The sequence below is a fragment of the Mesorhizobium sp. Root157 genome (assembly GCF_001427385.1).
In the GTDB taxonomy this organism is placed as follows: domain Bacteria; phylum Pseudomonadota; class Alphaproteobacteria; order Rhizobiales; family Rhizobiaceae; genus Mesorhizobium.
Window position 1 is genome coordinate 38,001 of the sequence record NZ_LMGJ01000006.1, and the last position, 13,770, is coordinate 51,770.

Sequence of the window (13,770 nt, forward strand, 5' to 3'; positions counted from 1 at the left end):
ATCGGTTTCCGGATTGATTCCGTAGGTCGAAGGGCACCGCTTCTTTCCCGTCAGTGGGGAACCGGATTGCGACTCTACCCAACTACCGATTCGGAGGCATACGGCCTGACGCGGGCGGAGGTAACGCGATTCCCGCTGCCGCGTATTCACGAGGAATGTCAAGTGACCGCCGCGGCGCAGCGGCATCCAGGATCGGACCTGGTTCACACCACCTTGGCGGTGATCGTCGAGGCACAAAGCCGGAAATTACCTGTTCTGCCTCAGGCGCACGCCGGGGCCTTCGGTTTCCGCGGCAAGCAGCAGCACCCCGCCCTCTTCCAGCGCCTTGACGAGCAAGTCCTCCGAAGCGCGATGCAGCGCATGGCGGTGGCATTCGAAATCCTTGATCGTGCTGCGCGACACGCCGGCCAGGCACGCCAATTGCTCCTGTGTCCAGTTGAGTAGGCCGCGCGCCGCCCGGCATTGCTCCGGAAGTAATTTCATCAATTTAATGCCTTGCCGAATTGCCTCCAAGTCAACCATAATGGATGAGATCAGGCAATGGTTGCCGAGATTCCAGATGAGCTGCTGCGTAGGATGACAGATCACACATCGCTGTTGTTGTTGATCGTCATGCCTTTCGCCGGCGCCGTTGCCGCCGGGTTCCTGCCCTCCAACGCGCGCAATGCCGAGGCATGGTTGGCCGGCGCCGTCGCGCTCGGCGTGCTGGTCCTGACCTCGGCCTGTTATCCGGCCATCGCAGCAGGTGGCGCCATCCGCGCCGAGATCGAGTGGATTCCCGCCCTCGGCCTGAATTTCACGCTGCGGATGGACGGGTTTGCCTGGCTGTTCGCGATGTTGATCAGCGCCATCGGCTTCCTCGTCGTGCTCTATGCCCGCTATTACATGTCGCCCGAAGATCCGGTGCCGAGGTTCTTCTCGTTCTTCCTGGCATTCATGGGCGCGATGCTCGGCATCGTGCTTTCGGGTAATCTCATCCTGCTCATCATCTTCTGGGAACTGACCAGCATCTTTTCCTTCCTGCTAATCGGTTACTGGCATCACAATGCCGGCGCGCGCGATGGCGCTCGCATGGCGCTGACCATCACCGGCATTGGCGGTCTCGGCCTTCTGGCCGGTGTCCTGTTGATCGGCCACATCGTCGGCAGCTACGATCTCGAACAGGTCCTGGCCTCGGGCGACCAGATCCGTTCACACGAACTCTATATACCGACACTGGTCCTGGTGCTGCTCGGTGCGCTCACCAAGAGCGCGCAGTTTCCATTCCATTTCTGGCTGCCCAACGCGATGGCCGCGCCGACGCCGGTGTCGGCCTATCTGCACTCGGCCACCATGGTGAAGGCCGGCGTATTCCTGATGGCAAGGCTCTGGCCGGTGCTGGCCGGCACCGAGGAATGGTTCTGGATCGTCGGCCTCGCCGGCATGGCGTCGTTTGTGCTGGGCGCCTATTTCGCCATCTTCCAGCAAGACATCAAAGGCCTGCTTGCCTATTCCACCATCAGCCACCTCGGCCTCATCACCATGCTGCTCAGCCTCGGCAGTCCGCTCGGCGCCGTCGCTGCCATCTTCCACATGATGAACCACGCCACCTTCAAGGCGTCGCTGTTCATGGCCGCCGGCATCATCGACCATGAGAGCGGCACCCGCGATATCAGGCGGTTGAGCGGGCTGTTCCGCTTCATGCCGATCACTGCCACCCTTGCCATGGTCGCGAGCGCGGCCATGGCCGGCGTGCCGCTGCTCAACGGCTTCCTGTCCAAGGAAATGTTTTTTGCGGAGGCCGCCGCCACGCACCAGATCTCCATTCTCGACACGGCAGCCCCCTATGCGGCCGTTCTGGGCAGCGCCTTTGCGGTCGCCTATTCGATCCGTTTCATCCACGGCGTCTTCTTCGGCCCGCCGCCACTGGACCTGCCGCGCGACCCGCACGAAGCCCCCTTCCTGATGCGGTTTCCGATGCAGTTGCTGGTGCTTGCCTGCCTCGTCGTCGGCACCATTCCCGGCCTCACCATCGGCCCGTTCCTGCACACCGCCGTCACCTCCGTGCTAGGCCCCGCCACGCCGCAATACAGCCTCGCCGTCTGGCATGGCTTCACGCTGCCGCTGATGATGAGCGTCGCGGCACTAATCGGCGGAGCCATCCTCTTTCTGTCGCTGAAGACCTATCTGGCCAACTGTGAGGAAGGCCCGCCGGTGTTCCGCCGCCTCAAGGGTCAACGCATCTTTGAACGCGCAATGGTCACAGTTTCGTGGCGCTGGGCGCGGTTCGTCGAAAGCCAGCTCGGCACGCGCCGGCTTCAACCGCAGCTTCGCCTGCTGGTCTGGATAGCTTTCGCCGCGGCGCTCTGGCCGCTCTATAGCCTGGGCCTCGATCCTGGCGGGGTGACGTGGGCGGAAAGCGACCCGGCCTTCGCTGCCGTCTGGGCGATCGGCATCTTCTGTGCCCTCGGTGCTGCCTGGCAGGCGAAATTTCACCGGCTCGCCGCGCTGATCCTGCTGGGCGGCGCTGGGCTGGTCACCTGCATCACTTTTGTCTGGCTTTCGGCGCCGGATCTTGCGGTCACCCAATTGCTCGTCGAGATCGTGACGACGGTTCTGCTCCTGCTCGGATTGCGCTGGCTGCCGAAACGCTTCGAGGACAATTCGCTCGGGCTTGTAACCCTGGCGGCCAAGCTGCGACGCTTGCGCGATCTTGCCACCGCTGTCGCCGCCGGCCTCGGCATGACGCTGATTTCCTACGCCGTTATGACACGCATGCCGCCCGCAACCATCGCCGACTACTTCCTGGAAAGAGCCTATAGCGACGGCGGCGGCAAGAATGTCGTCAACGTCATCCTGGTCGATTTCCGCGGCTTCGACACGTTCGGCGAAATCACGGTGCTGGGCGTCGTGGCCTTGACGGTGTTTGCGCTCTTACGCCGTTTCCGGCCCGCTCCCGACAGCGTCGAGTCGCCGGAGCAGCAGCGCGTCCAGAAAGCGTTCGACGAGGCGAGGCCCGACCGCGAAGCCGGCGATACGGTCAGCGACTATCTGCTGGTCCCGTCCGTCATCATGCAATGGCTGTTTCCGGTCATCATCGTCTTCGCCGCCTATCTCTTCCTTCGCGGCCACGACCTCCCGGGCGGAGGCTTTGCCGCCGGAGTGGCGATGGCGGCGGCCTTCATCCTGCAATACATGGCGGCGGGCACCATCTGGGTCGAAGCCAGGCTCCGGGTATTGCCGGTCAACTGGATCGGTTTCGGCCTTTTGTTTGCAGCCATGGTGGGCATGGGGTCCTGGTTGGCCGGCTATCCCTTCTTGACCTCGCATTCGCAATATCTGGAACTGCCGCTGGTCGGGTCGGTTCCGGTGGCCAGCGCGACCTTGTTTGACCTCGGCGTTTTCTCCCTGGTGGTCGGCGCTACCGTGTTGATGCTGATCGCCTTGGCCCACCAGTCGATCCGTCGTCTTCGCGCCTCGCGCATCGCCGCCGAGGCCGAAGCGGCATCGGAGGCCGCGTGATGGAACTGACGCTCGCCATCGCCATAGGTGTACTGACAGGCTCCGGCGTCTGGCTTTTGCTGCGGCCGCGCACCTTTCAGCTCATCATCGGGCTGTCGCTCATCTCCTACGGCGTCAATCTGTTCATCTTCTCCATGGGTCGGCCGCGCTTCGGCGCCCCGCCCGTGCTTCTGACCGACGGGGCGATCAATCCGGCTGACTATACCGATCCGGTTCCCCAGGCGCTTGTGCTCACCGCCATCGTCATCGGCTTTGCGACAACGGCGCTGTTCCTCGTGGTACTGCTCGTCTCGCGCGGATTGACCGGCAGCGACCATGTCGACGGCAGGGAGCCGCGCTGATGGGGTGGGCCGACCAGATCCTGATCGCGCCGATCATCTTGCCGCTCGTCACCGGCGCGCTTCTGTTGCTGTTCGACGAACGCCGCCATTTTCTCAAGGCGATGGTCAACGTCGTCTCGACGCTGCTGCTGGTGGTCGTCTCCCTGGTGTTGCTGAACTTTGCCGACGCCCCCGTCGGCAACGGCGCGGCCACGACCGGCGTCTATCTGCTCGGCAACTGGGCCGCGCCCTTCGGCATCGTCCTGGTTCTCGACCGGCTGTCGGCGCTGATGGTGATGCTGACGGCCGTTCTCGCCGTGGCGTCCCTGGTGTTTTCGCTGGCGCGCTGGCACCGCAGTGGCCCGCATTTCCATACGCTGTTCCAGCTTCTGCTGATGGGGCTGAACGGTGCGTTCCTGACCGGCGACCTGTTCAATCTGTTCGTGTTCTTCGAGGTGCTGCTGGCGGCGTCCTACGGCCTCGTCCTGCATGGTTCAGGCGCGCTCAGGGTCAAGGCGGGCCTGCACTACATCGCCGTCAACCTTGCCGGCGCATCGCTGTTCCTCATCGGTGTCAGCCTGATCTACGGGGTCACCGGCACCCTGAACATGGCCGACCTCGCCGTCCGCATTCCGGCGGTGGCCGCAGGCGACCGGATGCTGCTGGAGGCGGGCGCCGCCATCCTCGGCGTCGCCTTCCTGGTCAAGGCCGGCATGTGGCCGCTCGGCTTCTGGCTGCCAAACGCCTATTCCGCCGCCGCAGCGCCGGTCGCCGCCATCTTCGCCATCCTCAGCAAGGTCGGCATCTACGTGCTGCTGCGGCTGTCTCTTCTATTTTTCGGCGCAGAAGCCGGTGCATCGGCCGGCTTCGGCAATTCGTGGCTTCTGTTCGGCGGCATGGCCACCATCGGTTTCGGTGCCGTCGGCGTGCTGGCCTCGCAGGCGATGGGACGGCTTGCCGGCTTCTACCTGCTGGTTTCGTCCGGCACGCTGCTGGCCGCGATCGGAACCGACAGCGTCGCGGTCACTTCGGGCGCGCTCTACTACATGGTGAGCTCGACGTTGACCGTCAGCGCCTTCTTTCTCCTGATCGAGCTCGTCGAGCGGGCACAGGATCCGGCATCCGACGTGCTTGCGGTCACGATGGAAGCCTATGGCGACGATACGGACGAGGACGACATCCAGGACGAGGTGGGGGTCACAATTCCAGCAACCCTCGCCATTTTGGGCATCTGCTTTGCCGGCTGCGGCGTGCTTCTGGCCGGCTTGCCGCCACTTTCCGGCTTCATCGGCAAATTTGCGATGCTGACCGCGTTGTTCAATCCCGAAGGCCTTGCGCCGGGCGGCGGCATCGCTGGCGGAACATGGGTGCTGGTGACCTTGATCATCCTTTCCGGCCTTTCCGCGATGATTGCGATGACGCGCGCCGGCATCCGCACCTTCTGGGCGCCCATCGAAGGAACCGTACCGCGCGTCCGGGTCATCGAGATCGCGCCGGTGGCATTCCTGCTCGTGCTGTGCCTGGCGCTGACCGTAAAAGGCGGGTTGGCGATGCGCTACATGGATGCGACCGCGCAATCCCTGCATGCGCCGGCCAGCTATGTGCAGGACGTGCTGTCGGCCGAGAGCTTGCCCGGCGCGAAAACGGAGGCGGCGCAATGAGACGCCTCCTGCCCTATCCCGTTCTGGCGGCGTCGCTGCTGATCATGTGGGTCCTGCTCAACGGGCTGTCGGTCGGCCATGTCGTGCTTGGTTGCATCGTCGCGGTCGGCGCGTCCCTGGCCATGGTCGCGCTTCAGCCCGACAAGCCCATGGTGAGACGCTGGGACATGATCCCGCGGCTGGTGACGGTCGTGCTGATCGATATACTGCGCTCCAACATCGAGGTCGCAGCCATCATCTTGACGGGGCGAAGAATGGGCAAGCCCGGCTTCGTGATGATCCCGCTTGAATTACGCGACCCGACCGGCCTGGCGATACTCGCCTGCATCATCACCAGCACGCCCGGAACGGCGTGGGTCGAATATCATGCCGGCAGTGGCAGGCTTCGCATCCACGTTCTCGACCTGATCGACGAACCGGCCTTGGTCGATCAGATCAAGCAGCGTTATGAATCGCTGTTGATGGAGATTTTCGAATGAGCGGCGTCATCATCTCCTGGTCCGTCACCATTGCGCAATTGCTGCTGGTCTGCGCCATGGCATGCGCGCTCCTGCGCCTCGTTCGCGGCCCCCGCGCCCAGGATCGCATCCTCGGTTTCGACGCCCTCTACGTCGGCGCCATGCTTCTGCTGCTGACAGTCGGCATCCGCACCGGCAGCACGATCTATTTCGAAACGGCGCTGGTGATCTCGCTTCTCGGTTTCGTTTCGACCGTGGCGCTGGCGAAATTCCTCATGCGCGGCGAGGTGATCGAATGACCCCTTTCGCCGACCTGCCGGTCTGGGTGGCCCTTCTCACCGCGTTCTTCCTTATCCTGGGTTCCGGCCTGACCCTGCTGGGTGCGATCGGCCTGCTCAAGTTTGAACGCTTCTATCAGCGCATCCACGCGCCGACGCTCGGCACGACCTGGGGCGCGGGCGGCCTCCTCATTGCGTCGATCATCTTGTTTTCGGCGCTCCAATCGCGCCCGGTCCTTCACGAGATCCTGATCGCGATATTCATAACGGTCACGACGCCGGTCTCGCTCATGCTTCTGGCGCGCGCCGCACTTTATCGCGACCGCATCGAAGGCAATGACGGAATCCCGGATTTCGAAGCCATCACCGCCTCGTCGAAGGATCAGCCGTCACCAGATCCCTGATGCATGTCGCCCGAAAGTGGGAACCGATTTCGGGATAACGACATGCATAAAAACAAACACTTGGAGCGCTCCAGCGAATCCGAAAGATCGCGACGCGCTCCAACAGCCCGGTCCATATCCGGAGTGGCACCGCTGCGAGCGAGAAAAGCGCTGGCAGCCGCAGGTCGATTTGCGTATCACTCCTGCGCAAAACGAACGGAACCAGGATAATGTTTGAAGACCTGCAAGCTGCACCAGCCGACAAGATCCTGGCGCTGATCAGCGCCTATCGCGCCGACTCAAGAACCGACAAGGTTGACCTGGGTGTCGGCGTTTACAAGGATCGCGACGGCGCCACGCCGGTCATGCGCGCCGTGCGCGAAGCGGAAAAACGGCTGCTTGGCGAACAGAAATCCAAGACTTATCTGGGACTTGCCGGCGATACTGAATTCAACGCCGCACTTGCCCGGCTCGTTTTCGGCGAGCAAGCCGACTTTTCACGTATCCGCGCCGCGCAAGCGCCGGGCGGTTCAGGCGCGCTGCGTCTCGTCGCCGAATTGCTGAAGCGCACCAAGGCCGATGCAACGGTGTGGGTATCCGATCCGACCTGGCCGAACCACATCCCGATGATGCGCGGCGCCGGCCTGCATGTCCGCGATTATCCATACTTCGACGCAGCGTCGGGCTCCGTGCGGTTCGAAGCGATGCTGGACGCGTTACGTCAGGCCAATCGCGGCGACATCGTGCTGCTGCACGGATGCTGCCACAACCCGACTGGAGCCAACCCCACCGCCACCCAATGGTCCGCAGTCGCCGGCCTGCTTGTCGAGCGCGGTCTGCTGCCCTTTGTCGACATCGCCTACCAGGGCTTCGGCGAAGGTCTCGACGCCGACGCCGAAGGGCTGCGCATTCTCGCCGGCAAGGTGCCTGAAATGGTCGTTGCCACCAGTTGCTCCAAGAACTTCGCCGTCTACCGAGACCGTGTCGGCGCTGCCATCGTCATGGCCAGATCCGGGGCGGAGGCCGACATTGCAATGACCCAGCTTCTTGCTGCGGCGCGCACCATGTATTCGATGCCGCCGGACCATGGCGCCGCCGCCGTGCGCATTGTGCTGGAAGACCCGGACTTGCGGGCCGATTGGCAGGCGGAACTGGAGGAAATGCGCCAGCGCATGCTGAAACTGCGCATTGCCTTTGCCGATGCGCTGCGCCGTCAGTCCAACTCGGACCGTTTCGATTTCATCGCCAGCCATCGCGGCATGTTCTCGCGCCTCGGCCTCACCGAACCGCAGGTCGATCGGCTGCGCACCGAGCATGGCGTCTATATGGTCGGCGACAGCCGCATCAACGTCGCCGGCCTGCCGGAAGACGGACTGGATCGGCTGGCCAAGGCCATCGTGTCGGTACTCGATTAAGGCAAGGCCCCGGCAATGAAACCCTCCAAGGATATTTCCCGGCTGATCGAGATCATGGCGGCGCTGCGCGCGCCAAAGACCGGCTGTCCGTGGGATATCGAACAGGACTTCTCGACCATCGCTCCTTACACCGTCGAGGAAGCCTACGAGGTGGCCGATGCCATCCAGCGCGGCGACCTCGATGACCTGCGCGAAGAGTTGGGCGACCTGTTGCTGCAGGTCGTCTATCACGCACAGATGGCCGAGGAGGCCGGCGAGTTCGTGTTCGCGGACGTCGTGGAAGCCATCACCACCAAGATGATCCGCCGCCATCCGCATGTCTTTGGCGACGAGGAGGCCCGCAGCGCCGGCATGGCCAAGGGCATGTGGGAAAGGATCAAGGCCGAGGAGAAGGCCGAGAAGCGCCAGTCGCGGCTTGCACGCGGCCTCGACCTCGAGGACCATGGAAAGGGCTACCTCGACGGCGTGCCGGTCAATCTGCCAGCGCTGACTCGCGCCTTGAAGTTGCAGGAGAAAGCCGCCCGCGTCGGTTTCGACTGGAGCGAGGCGGCTCCCATCCTCGACAAGATCGAAGAAGAGATCGGCGAACTGCGTGAGGCGCTGGCCAGCGGCGACACCGCCTCCATCAAGGACGAGTTCGGCGACACACTGTTTGCGCTCGTCAATCTCGGCCGCCACCTGAAGCTCGATTCGGAAGCAGCGCTCGGCGGCACTAACGACAAGTTCCGCCAGCGTTTCCACCATGTGGAACGCGCGCTGGCCGAATCAGGAAGGTCGCTGGATGCTGCCACGCTGGAGGAAATGGAAGACCTCTGGCAGCAGGCGAAGGGGAAACCCTGATCTATTGTTTTCGAGAGTTGCCTTGACGCAGCCGGCTCTGGATTTCGTCGCGGGCGCTTTTCGTCGCGCTCAACTCGATGGTGACGCCGCCGTCCTCATTGTCGGTCCGCCCCGTAACCTCGCCATTGCGATAGAGCCAGTCGACCAGCCCTAGTTGGCTCGGAGCCAGCGTCACGGTCAGGGGTGCCAATTCGCCCGATACCCGCGCCTCGATCGTCTCCTTGAGCGCCTCGAAGCCTTCGCCGGTGATTGCCGAAATGGCGATCGGCTTGGTGCCCGCGCGGCCCTGCGCCTCGTCCAGCAGCCGGGTCCGGTTGCCCTCGTCCAGCAGATCGATCTTGTTCCAAACCTCGATAACGCGCCGGTCGTCTTTGGCATCGACGCCGAGATCGGCCAGGATGCGTTCGACATCTTCGGCCTGGGCTGCCGTATCGGGGTCGGAAATGTCTCGCAGATGAATGACGAGGTCCGCCTCGACCACCTCTTCCAGCGTCGCCCGGAAGGCAGCGATCAGGTGAGTCGGCAGGTCCGAGATGAACCCGACCGTATCGGACAGGATCACCGGCGTCCCATGCGGCAGGCGCAGGCGCCGCAGCGTCGGATCGAGCGTGGCAAACAGCATGTCCTCGGCCAACACCCCTGCCCCCGTCAGCCGGTTGAACAGCGTCGACTTGCCTGCATTGGTGTAGCCGACGATGGCGATCACCGGGAACGGCACCTTCTTGCGCTTGGCGCGGTGCAGGTCGCGCGTGCGCCGCACCGTCTCCAGTTCGCGCTTCAGCTTGACGATCTTTTCCTGCAAGGCGCGCCGGTCGGCCTCTATCTGCGTTTCGCCGGGGCCGCCGAGGAAACCGGCGCCGCCGCGCTGCCGCTCCAGGTGGGTCCAGCTTCGAACCAGACGACCCTTCTGGTAGTTGAGATGCGCCAGTTCGACCTGCAGCGTGCCTTCCTTGGTGCGGGCGCGCTCGCCGAATATCTCGAGAATCAGCCCGGTGCGGTCGAGCACCTTGACGTTCATTTCCTTCTCGAGATTGCGCTGCTGCACCGGCGTCAGCGGATGGTCGACGATGACCAGTTCCGCGTCCTTTTCCTTCACGATGTCAGCGAATTCGGTCACCTTGCCGCTGCCGAGCAGCGTCGCCGGGCGCGGATCGTTGACCGTGACGACGGCGGAGTGGACCGGCTCCAGATCGATGGCGCGGGTAAGCCCGACAGCCTCGTCGTGGCGGGCTTCCGCAGACCGCATCGGGCGCGAGCGAATGGCATCGTCGGCCGCCGCGCCGCGGGTGACAACGGGCACGATCACGACAGCGCGGGTCGGCGCCTTGGCGCCATCCACCGCCTTGTTGTCAGATCGCGTTCCGGACTTTCCCGCCGCGTCGTGGCTTTGTGTCAATCAGCCGCCCTGGCTTTCCTCGCCATCGAACATCTGAACCGGCTGGCTCGGCATGATCGTGGAAATGGCGTGCTTGTAGACGAGTTGCGAATGACCGTCGCGCCGCAGAAGGACGCAGAAATTGTCGAACGAGGTCACCACACCGGTCAGTTTCACGCCGTTTATCAGGAAAATAGTAAGTGGGTTTTTGCTCTTGCGAACCGAATTCAGGAACAGGTCCTGAAGGTTTTGCGTACGTTCCGCCATTGTTCTTATCTTCCCGCCGGATCCCCTTCCATTTGCAAGTCAGTGCGCCAAAATACGGGGCGCATGTCAAGCTCGCAAACGCCCTTGCCGTCCGTAACGGCAAGCAGAACGAGATATATTTCTATTGTTTCCACCTTTGCGGTTATCAGGCCGGGCTTTTTTTCGCAACGTCAAAAAATGCCTGCCGCAATGAAAGTGTTATTGTTCCGGGATGGCCATTCGCAACCGGTTCACCGTCGATTTCAACTATCGGCATGGCAATCGTGGTTGCCGAAGACAGGAACACCTCGCGCGCAGCCTTTGCTTCGGCAACGCTGAAGCCGCGCTCTTCTATTCTGTAGCCGAGCTTGGCGGCGACGTCGAACAGCGTCGTGCGCGTGATGCCGCGCAGGATGCCGTGATCGGCCGGCCGGGTCACCAGCACGCCGTCGCGCGTGACGATCCAGGCATTGGTGGAAGCGCCCTCTTTCACAGTGCCGTCGGCGTCCACGAACCAGGCCTCTTGCGCGCCCGCTTCCTTCGCTTGCTGCTTGGCCAGCACGTTGGGCAAAAGCCCAACGCTCTTGATATCGACCCGGTCCCAGCGGTTTTCCGGCACGGTAATGACTTTCACGCCAGTTTCCGCCCTCTTGGCCCCCGCGGCGGGATCGATCTTCTTGGCAGTTACCACCAGGGAAGGCCGAACGCTTGCCGGCGGAAAGAAGTGATCGCGCCCGGCAACGCCGCGCGTGACCTGCAGATAGACCAGCCCGTCGGTGACGCGATTGCGGCGAACCACTTCGCGTATGACCACGGCCAGCGCCGAACGGTGCAGCGGCCAGGCAATGGAAAGCTCGCCCAACGAGCGGTTCAGCCGATCGAGATGACGCGGCATGTCGATGATGAAGCCGCGCGCCACCTCGCAAACCTCGTAGACTCCGTCGCTGAACTGGTAACCGCGATCCTCGACGTGGACCGAAGCGTCTCTGTGGGCGACATAACGCCCGTTCACATAGGCAATGCGTGGCATATCGAACTCTCGGAGGGACGCCATCTCCTTACGTGATTCCGCCCGATACGACACGCACAATTCGCAAATGGACAATCGTCACGGACTTGTGAGCCTTTAGGGGAATCGACGGCGCAGGCTCAAGGGTGTAGAACACGCGCCGCGAATATTTTAAATCTTGGGTTGAATCTTTCTAACTGGCCGGACGGCCGCCCATTGGATCGGTCCTCATTCCTATCAGGTAACAGGTGAAAGCATATTTTGTCCGAAAGACTGGCGATCACTCAGTCGTTGGGATGTTCGTTGCGCCGTCCGCCACGGTGTTGGCGACGCTTGTCGATGAGCATCTGGATCCCGCCGAGTGCGAATACATTGCGGCGGGAACGGGCGGGCTGATCGTACCGGGCGAAACCGAGGCGCACTGGCCGCTCCCGATTGAAAGCGACGAAACGACGGGCCTGGAAGGCGCCGTCCTCACCCAGCAATGGGTCAGCGACCTCATGCTGCCAACCAGTCGGCTCCAGTGGAAGTCCCTGAAGCCGGCGACGGACGAGGTTTTGCGGGACTTCAAGCGCAACTGACGCGACCAAACAAAAAAGCGGAGCCTTGGCCCCGCTTCCTCGTCTGTCGAGGTTTGCCGCCGGTCCATCCGCGGTCGGCATCCAGTCGACACCTGCTTTTTACCGTGTGAATGTTACGGCAATACGACAGGGATGACCGATACTGGACTGTGATGGTTAACGGATCGTTACTTTTGACAGACTTCGCCGTCTTCACAATCGGCAACTGATGCCGCTCAAATGAACTGCAGCCAATGGCGCCGCAGAGGCCACGGCCTCCTCATCGACACCAGTCCCTTTATGATGAGTTCTGTCACCAGAAATCCTTGTGGTCGTTTACGATCTCTTCTTCGAGTTCAGGGAACGGGCCGCGGATCGCTACAGGGCGCCGCCCTGCGGCGAATACCTGGTGACAGCTCAGATCGAGGGTCAGGTTCTCCGGGTTGTCTCCGGTCAGTTCGGCCAACCGCCTTTCGCTAAGTCCATAGACCACCGTGCCGATGCCAGCCCAGTAACAGGCCCCGGCGCACATGCAGCACGGCTCCACCGAGGTCACCAGCGTGCAGCGCTCGAGAAAGGCCGGATCATATTGCCGCGCGGCCGCGCGGGCCACGTTTGCCTCTGCGTGGCCAACGCCGCGATCCCGCGCGTAGGTGTTGCCCGACGAAAGAAGCACGTCGCCCTCCAGCCCTACCAGGAGCGCCCCGAAGGGATGATTGCCACTGGCCCGGCTCTCGGTGGCGATCTCCACGGCAAGACGTAGATATTCGGTATCGCTCCTCATGGCCGTCTCCTTGGGATGCCCACTCCAAACTGCCGCCTAAAAGGCCCTCAACAGGCCTTAGTCCATCAAGGCATCCAGCCCGCGCACCAGCCCCTTGATGCCGCTCACCCGCCGGATGGCCAGCAAGGTTCCCGCAACATAAGGCGCAGCAGACGAGCCCGCATCATGGCGGATGGTCAAGCGCTCATCCGGCAGGCCGAACAGCGCCTCGCAAGACAGGATGTAGGACGGCAGCCTCAGCGCGTGCACCTGCACGCCCTCGCCTGCACCGACCGCTGCGCCGCGCGTTTCCGGCACACCGGAAACCTCGGCCTGCGGCCGCGCCGACGATCCGCCGCGAATCTCGGCCAGAGCCTCAGCCAGTTCCCGCGCCGTTCCGGAAGGTGCGTCCGGCTTCCTGGCGCTGGCGTAGTCGATCACCTCGACGTCCGGCACGTATTTCGCCGCCATCAAGGCAAACCGCTTCATCAACGTAGCGGTGATCGAGAAATTGCCGGCCGCCAGCACACCGACGCCGTTGGCGCGGGCGGCTGCATCGATTTCGGCATAGTCGGTCGCACCCAGGCCCGAGGTGCCGATCACCACATGCCGTCCCTTGGAAATTGCCAGCAGCACATTGTCTTTCACGACATTCGGCTTGGTGTAGTCGACCACGACATCGGACGGCGCTTCAAGGGCTTCGTCCAGCGAGCCGGCGACGGTAACGCCGCTTGCATCGATTCCCGCAGCCGTGCCGGCATCCTGTCCCGCGGCGCTGCGCGACACCGCACCGGCCAATGTCAGGTCTGTCTGTGCAATGATTGCCGGAACAAGGGCCTTGCCGACCCACCCCGTCGCTCCCGCCATGACCACCCGGATCGTCATTTTACGTCCCTTTCAATGCAAATCTCTCGGGCAGAACGGGAAACGGATAGAGCCCGGCTCGTCAAGCCGGGCTCCG

The 13,770-nt window shown here is 63.0% G+C and carries 15 protein-coding genes; 9 read left to right on the top strand and 6 right to left on the bottom strand.

What is annotated here, in order from left to right; translation table 11 throughout:
• Window positions 1-246 precede the first annotated feature (246 nt).
• Window positions 247-483, bottom strand: coding sequence for a helix-turn-helix domain-containing protein (locus tag ASD64_RS06110; protein WP_056102320.1), 237 nt, complete (start codon window positions 481-483; stop codon window positions 247-249).
• A gap of 93 nt (window positions 484-576) precedes the next feature.
• Between ASD64_RS06110 and ASD64_RS06115 the strand changes: the two genes are divergently transcribed.
• The 8 genes from ASD64_RS06115 to mazG all read left to right on the top strand — a co-directional run bounded on the left by ASD64_RS06115 (window position 577) and on the right by mazG (window position 8,856).
• Window positions 577-3,501: a monovalent cation/H+ antiporter subunit A gene (locus ASD64_RS06115; RefSeq protein WP_056102588.1), complete on the top strand. Its 2,925-nt coding sequence runs from the start codon at window positions 577-579 to the stop codon at window positions 3,499-3,501.
• Complete coding sequence (locus tag ASD64_RS06120) at window positions 3,501-3,842, top strand: Na+/H+ antiporter subunit C (RefSeq protein WP_056102323.1); 342 nt, start codon at window positions 3,501-3,503, stop codon at window positions 3,840-3,842. The genes ASD64_RS06115 and ASD64_RS06120 overlap by 1 nt, the downstream gene beginning before the upstream one ends.
• Window positions 3,842-5,482, top strand: coding sequence for a monovalent cation/H+ antiporter subunit D (locus ASD64_RS06125; RefSeq protein WP_056102326.1), 1,641 nt, complete (start codon window positions 3,842-3,844; stop codon window positions 5,480-5,482). Before ASD64_RS06120 ends, ASD64_RS06125 begins: the two co-directional genes overlap by 1 nt.
• Window positions 5,479-5,961, top strand: a complete 483-nt coding sequence (locus tag ASD64_RS06130) for a Na+/H+ antiporter subunit E (protein ID WP_056102327.1) — start codon at window positions 5,479-5,481, stop codon at window positions 5,959-5,961. The genes ASD64_RS06125 and ASD64_RS06130 overlap by 4 nt, the downstream gene beginning before the upstream one ends.
• Window positions 5,958-6,239 carry a K+/H+ antiporter subunit F gene (locus tag ASD64_RS06135; RefSeq protein WP_056102330.1) on the top strand — a complete coding sequence of 94 codons (282 nt, stop codon included), beginning with the start codon at window positions 5,958-5,960 and terminating at the stop codon, window positions 6,237-6,239. Before ASD64_RS06130 ends, ASD64_RS06135 begins: the two co-directional genes overlap by 4 nt.
• The gene (gene mnhG / locus ASD64_RS06140) at window positions 6,236-6,622 is read left to right on the top strand and encodes a monovalent cation/H(+) antiporter subunit G (RefSeq protein WP_056102333.1); all 387 of its coding nucleotides are present in this window, start codon (window positions 6,236-6,238) and stop codon (window positions 6,620-6,622) included. The genes ASD64_RS06135 and mnhG overlap by 4 nt, the downstream gene beginning before the upstream one ends.
• Window positions 6,623-6,831: 209 nt before the next feature.
• Window positions 6,832-8,016 (top strand): aromatic amino acid transaminase, encoded by a 1,185-nt coding sequence (locus ASD64_RS06145; RefSeq protein ID WP_056102336.1) that lies wholly within the window; start codon window positions 6,832-6,834, stop codon window positions 8,014-8,016.
• A gap of 15 nt (window positions 8,017-8,031) precedes the next feature.
• Complete coding sequence (gene mazG, locus ASD64_RS06150; RefSeq protein WP_056102340.1) at window positions 8,032-8,856, top strand: nucleoside triphosphate pyrophosphohydrolase; 825 nt, start codon at window positions 8,032-8,034, stop codon at window positions 8,854-8,856.
• Between the two features lies 1 nt (window position 8,857).
• On the opposite strand, the gene hflX is transcribed toward mazG, so the two are convergent.
• The 3 genes from hflX to ASD64_RS06165 form a co-directional block, all read right to left on the bottom strand.
• A complete protein-coding gene (gene hflX, locus ASD64_RS06155) occupies window positions 8,858-10,195 on the bottom strand; it encodes a GTPase HflX (protein WP_056102343.1) in 1,338 nt (445 codons plus the stop codon).
• 57 nt (window positions 10,196-10,252) lie between these two features.
• On the bottom strand, window positions 10,253-10,498 hold the full coding sequence (gene hfq / locus ASD64_RS06160; RefSeq protein WP_056102345.1) for an RNA chaperone Hfq: 246 nt from the start codon (window positions 10,496-10,498) through the stop codon (window positions 10,253-10,255).
• A 145-nt stretch (window positions 10,499-10,643) separates the two neighbouring features.
• On the bottom strand, window positions 10,644-11,507 hold the full coding sequence (locus ASD64_RS06165; RefSeq protein WP_056102348.1) for a D-amino-acid transaminase: 864 nt from the start codon (window positions 11,505-11,507) through the stop codon (window positions 10,644-10,646).
• Between the two features lie 275 nt (window positions 11,508-11,782).
• Here ASD64_RS06165 and ASD64_RS06170 point away from each other — a divergent pair, with 275 nt between their 5' ends.
• On the top strand, window positions 11,783-12,067 hold the full coding sequence (locus tag ASD64_RS06170) for a hypothetical protein (RefSeq protein WP_056102351.1): 285 nt from the start codon (window positions 11,783-11,785) through the stop codon (window positions 12,065-12,067).
• A gap of 292 nt (window positions 12,068-12,359) precedes the next feature.
• Here the strand turns inward: ASD64_RS06170 and ASD64_RS06175 are convergent, their stop codons facing one another.
• Together ASD64_RS06175 and dapB are read right to left on the bottom strand one after the other, a co-directional pair.
• A complete protein-coding gene (locus ASD64_RS06175) occupies window positions 12,360-12,830 on the bottom strand; it encodes a nucleoside deaminase (RefSeq protein ID WP_056102355.1) in 471 nt (156 codons plus the stop codon).
• A gap of 57 nt (window positions 12,831-12,887) precedes the next feature.
• The gene (gene dapB / locus ASD64_RS06180; protein WP_056102357.1) at window positions 12,888-13,694 is read right to left on the bottom strand and encodes a 4-hydroxy-tetrahydrodipicolinate reductase; all 807 of its coding nucleotides are present in this window, start codon (window positions 13,692-13,694) and stop codon (window positions 12,888-12,890) included.
• Window positions 13,695-13,770 lie beyond the last annotated feature (76 nt).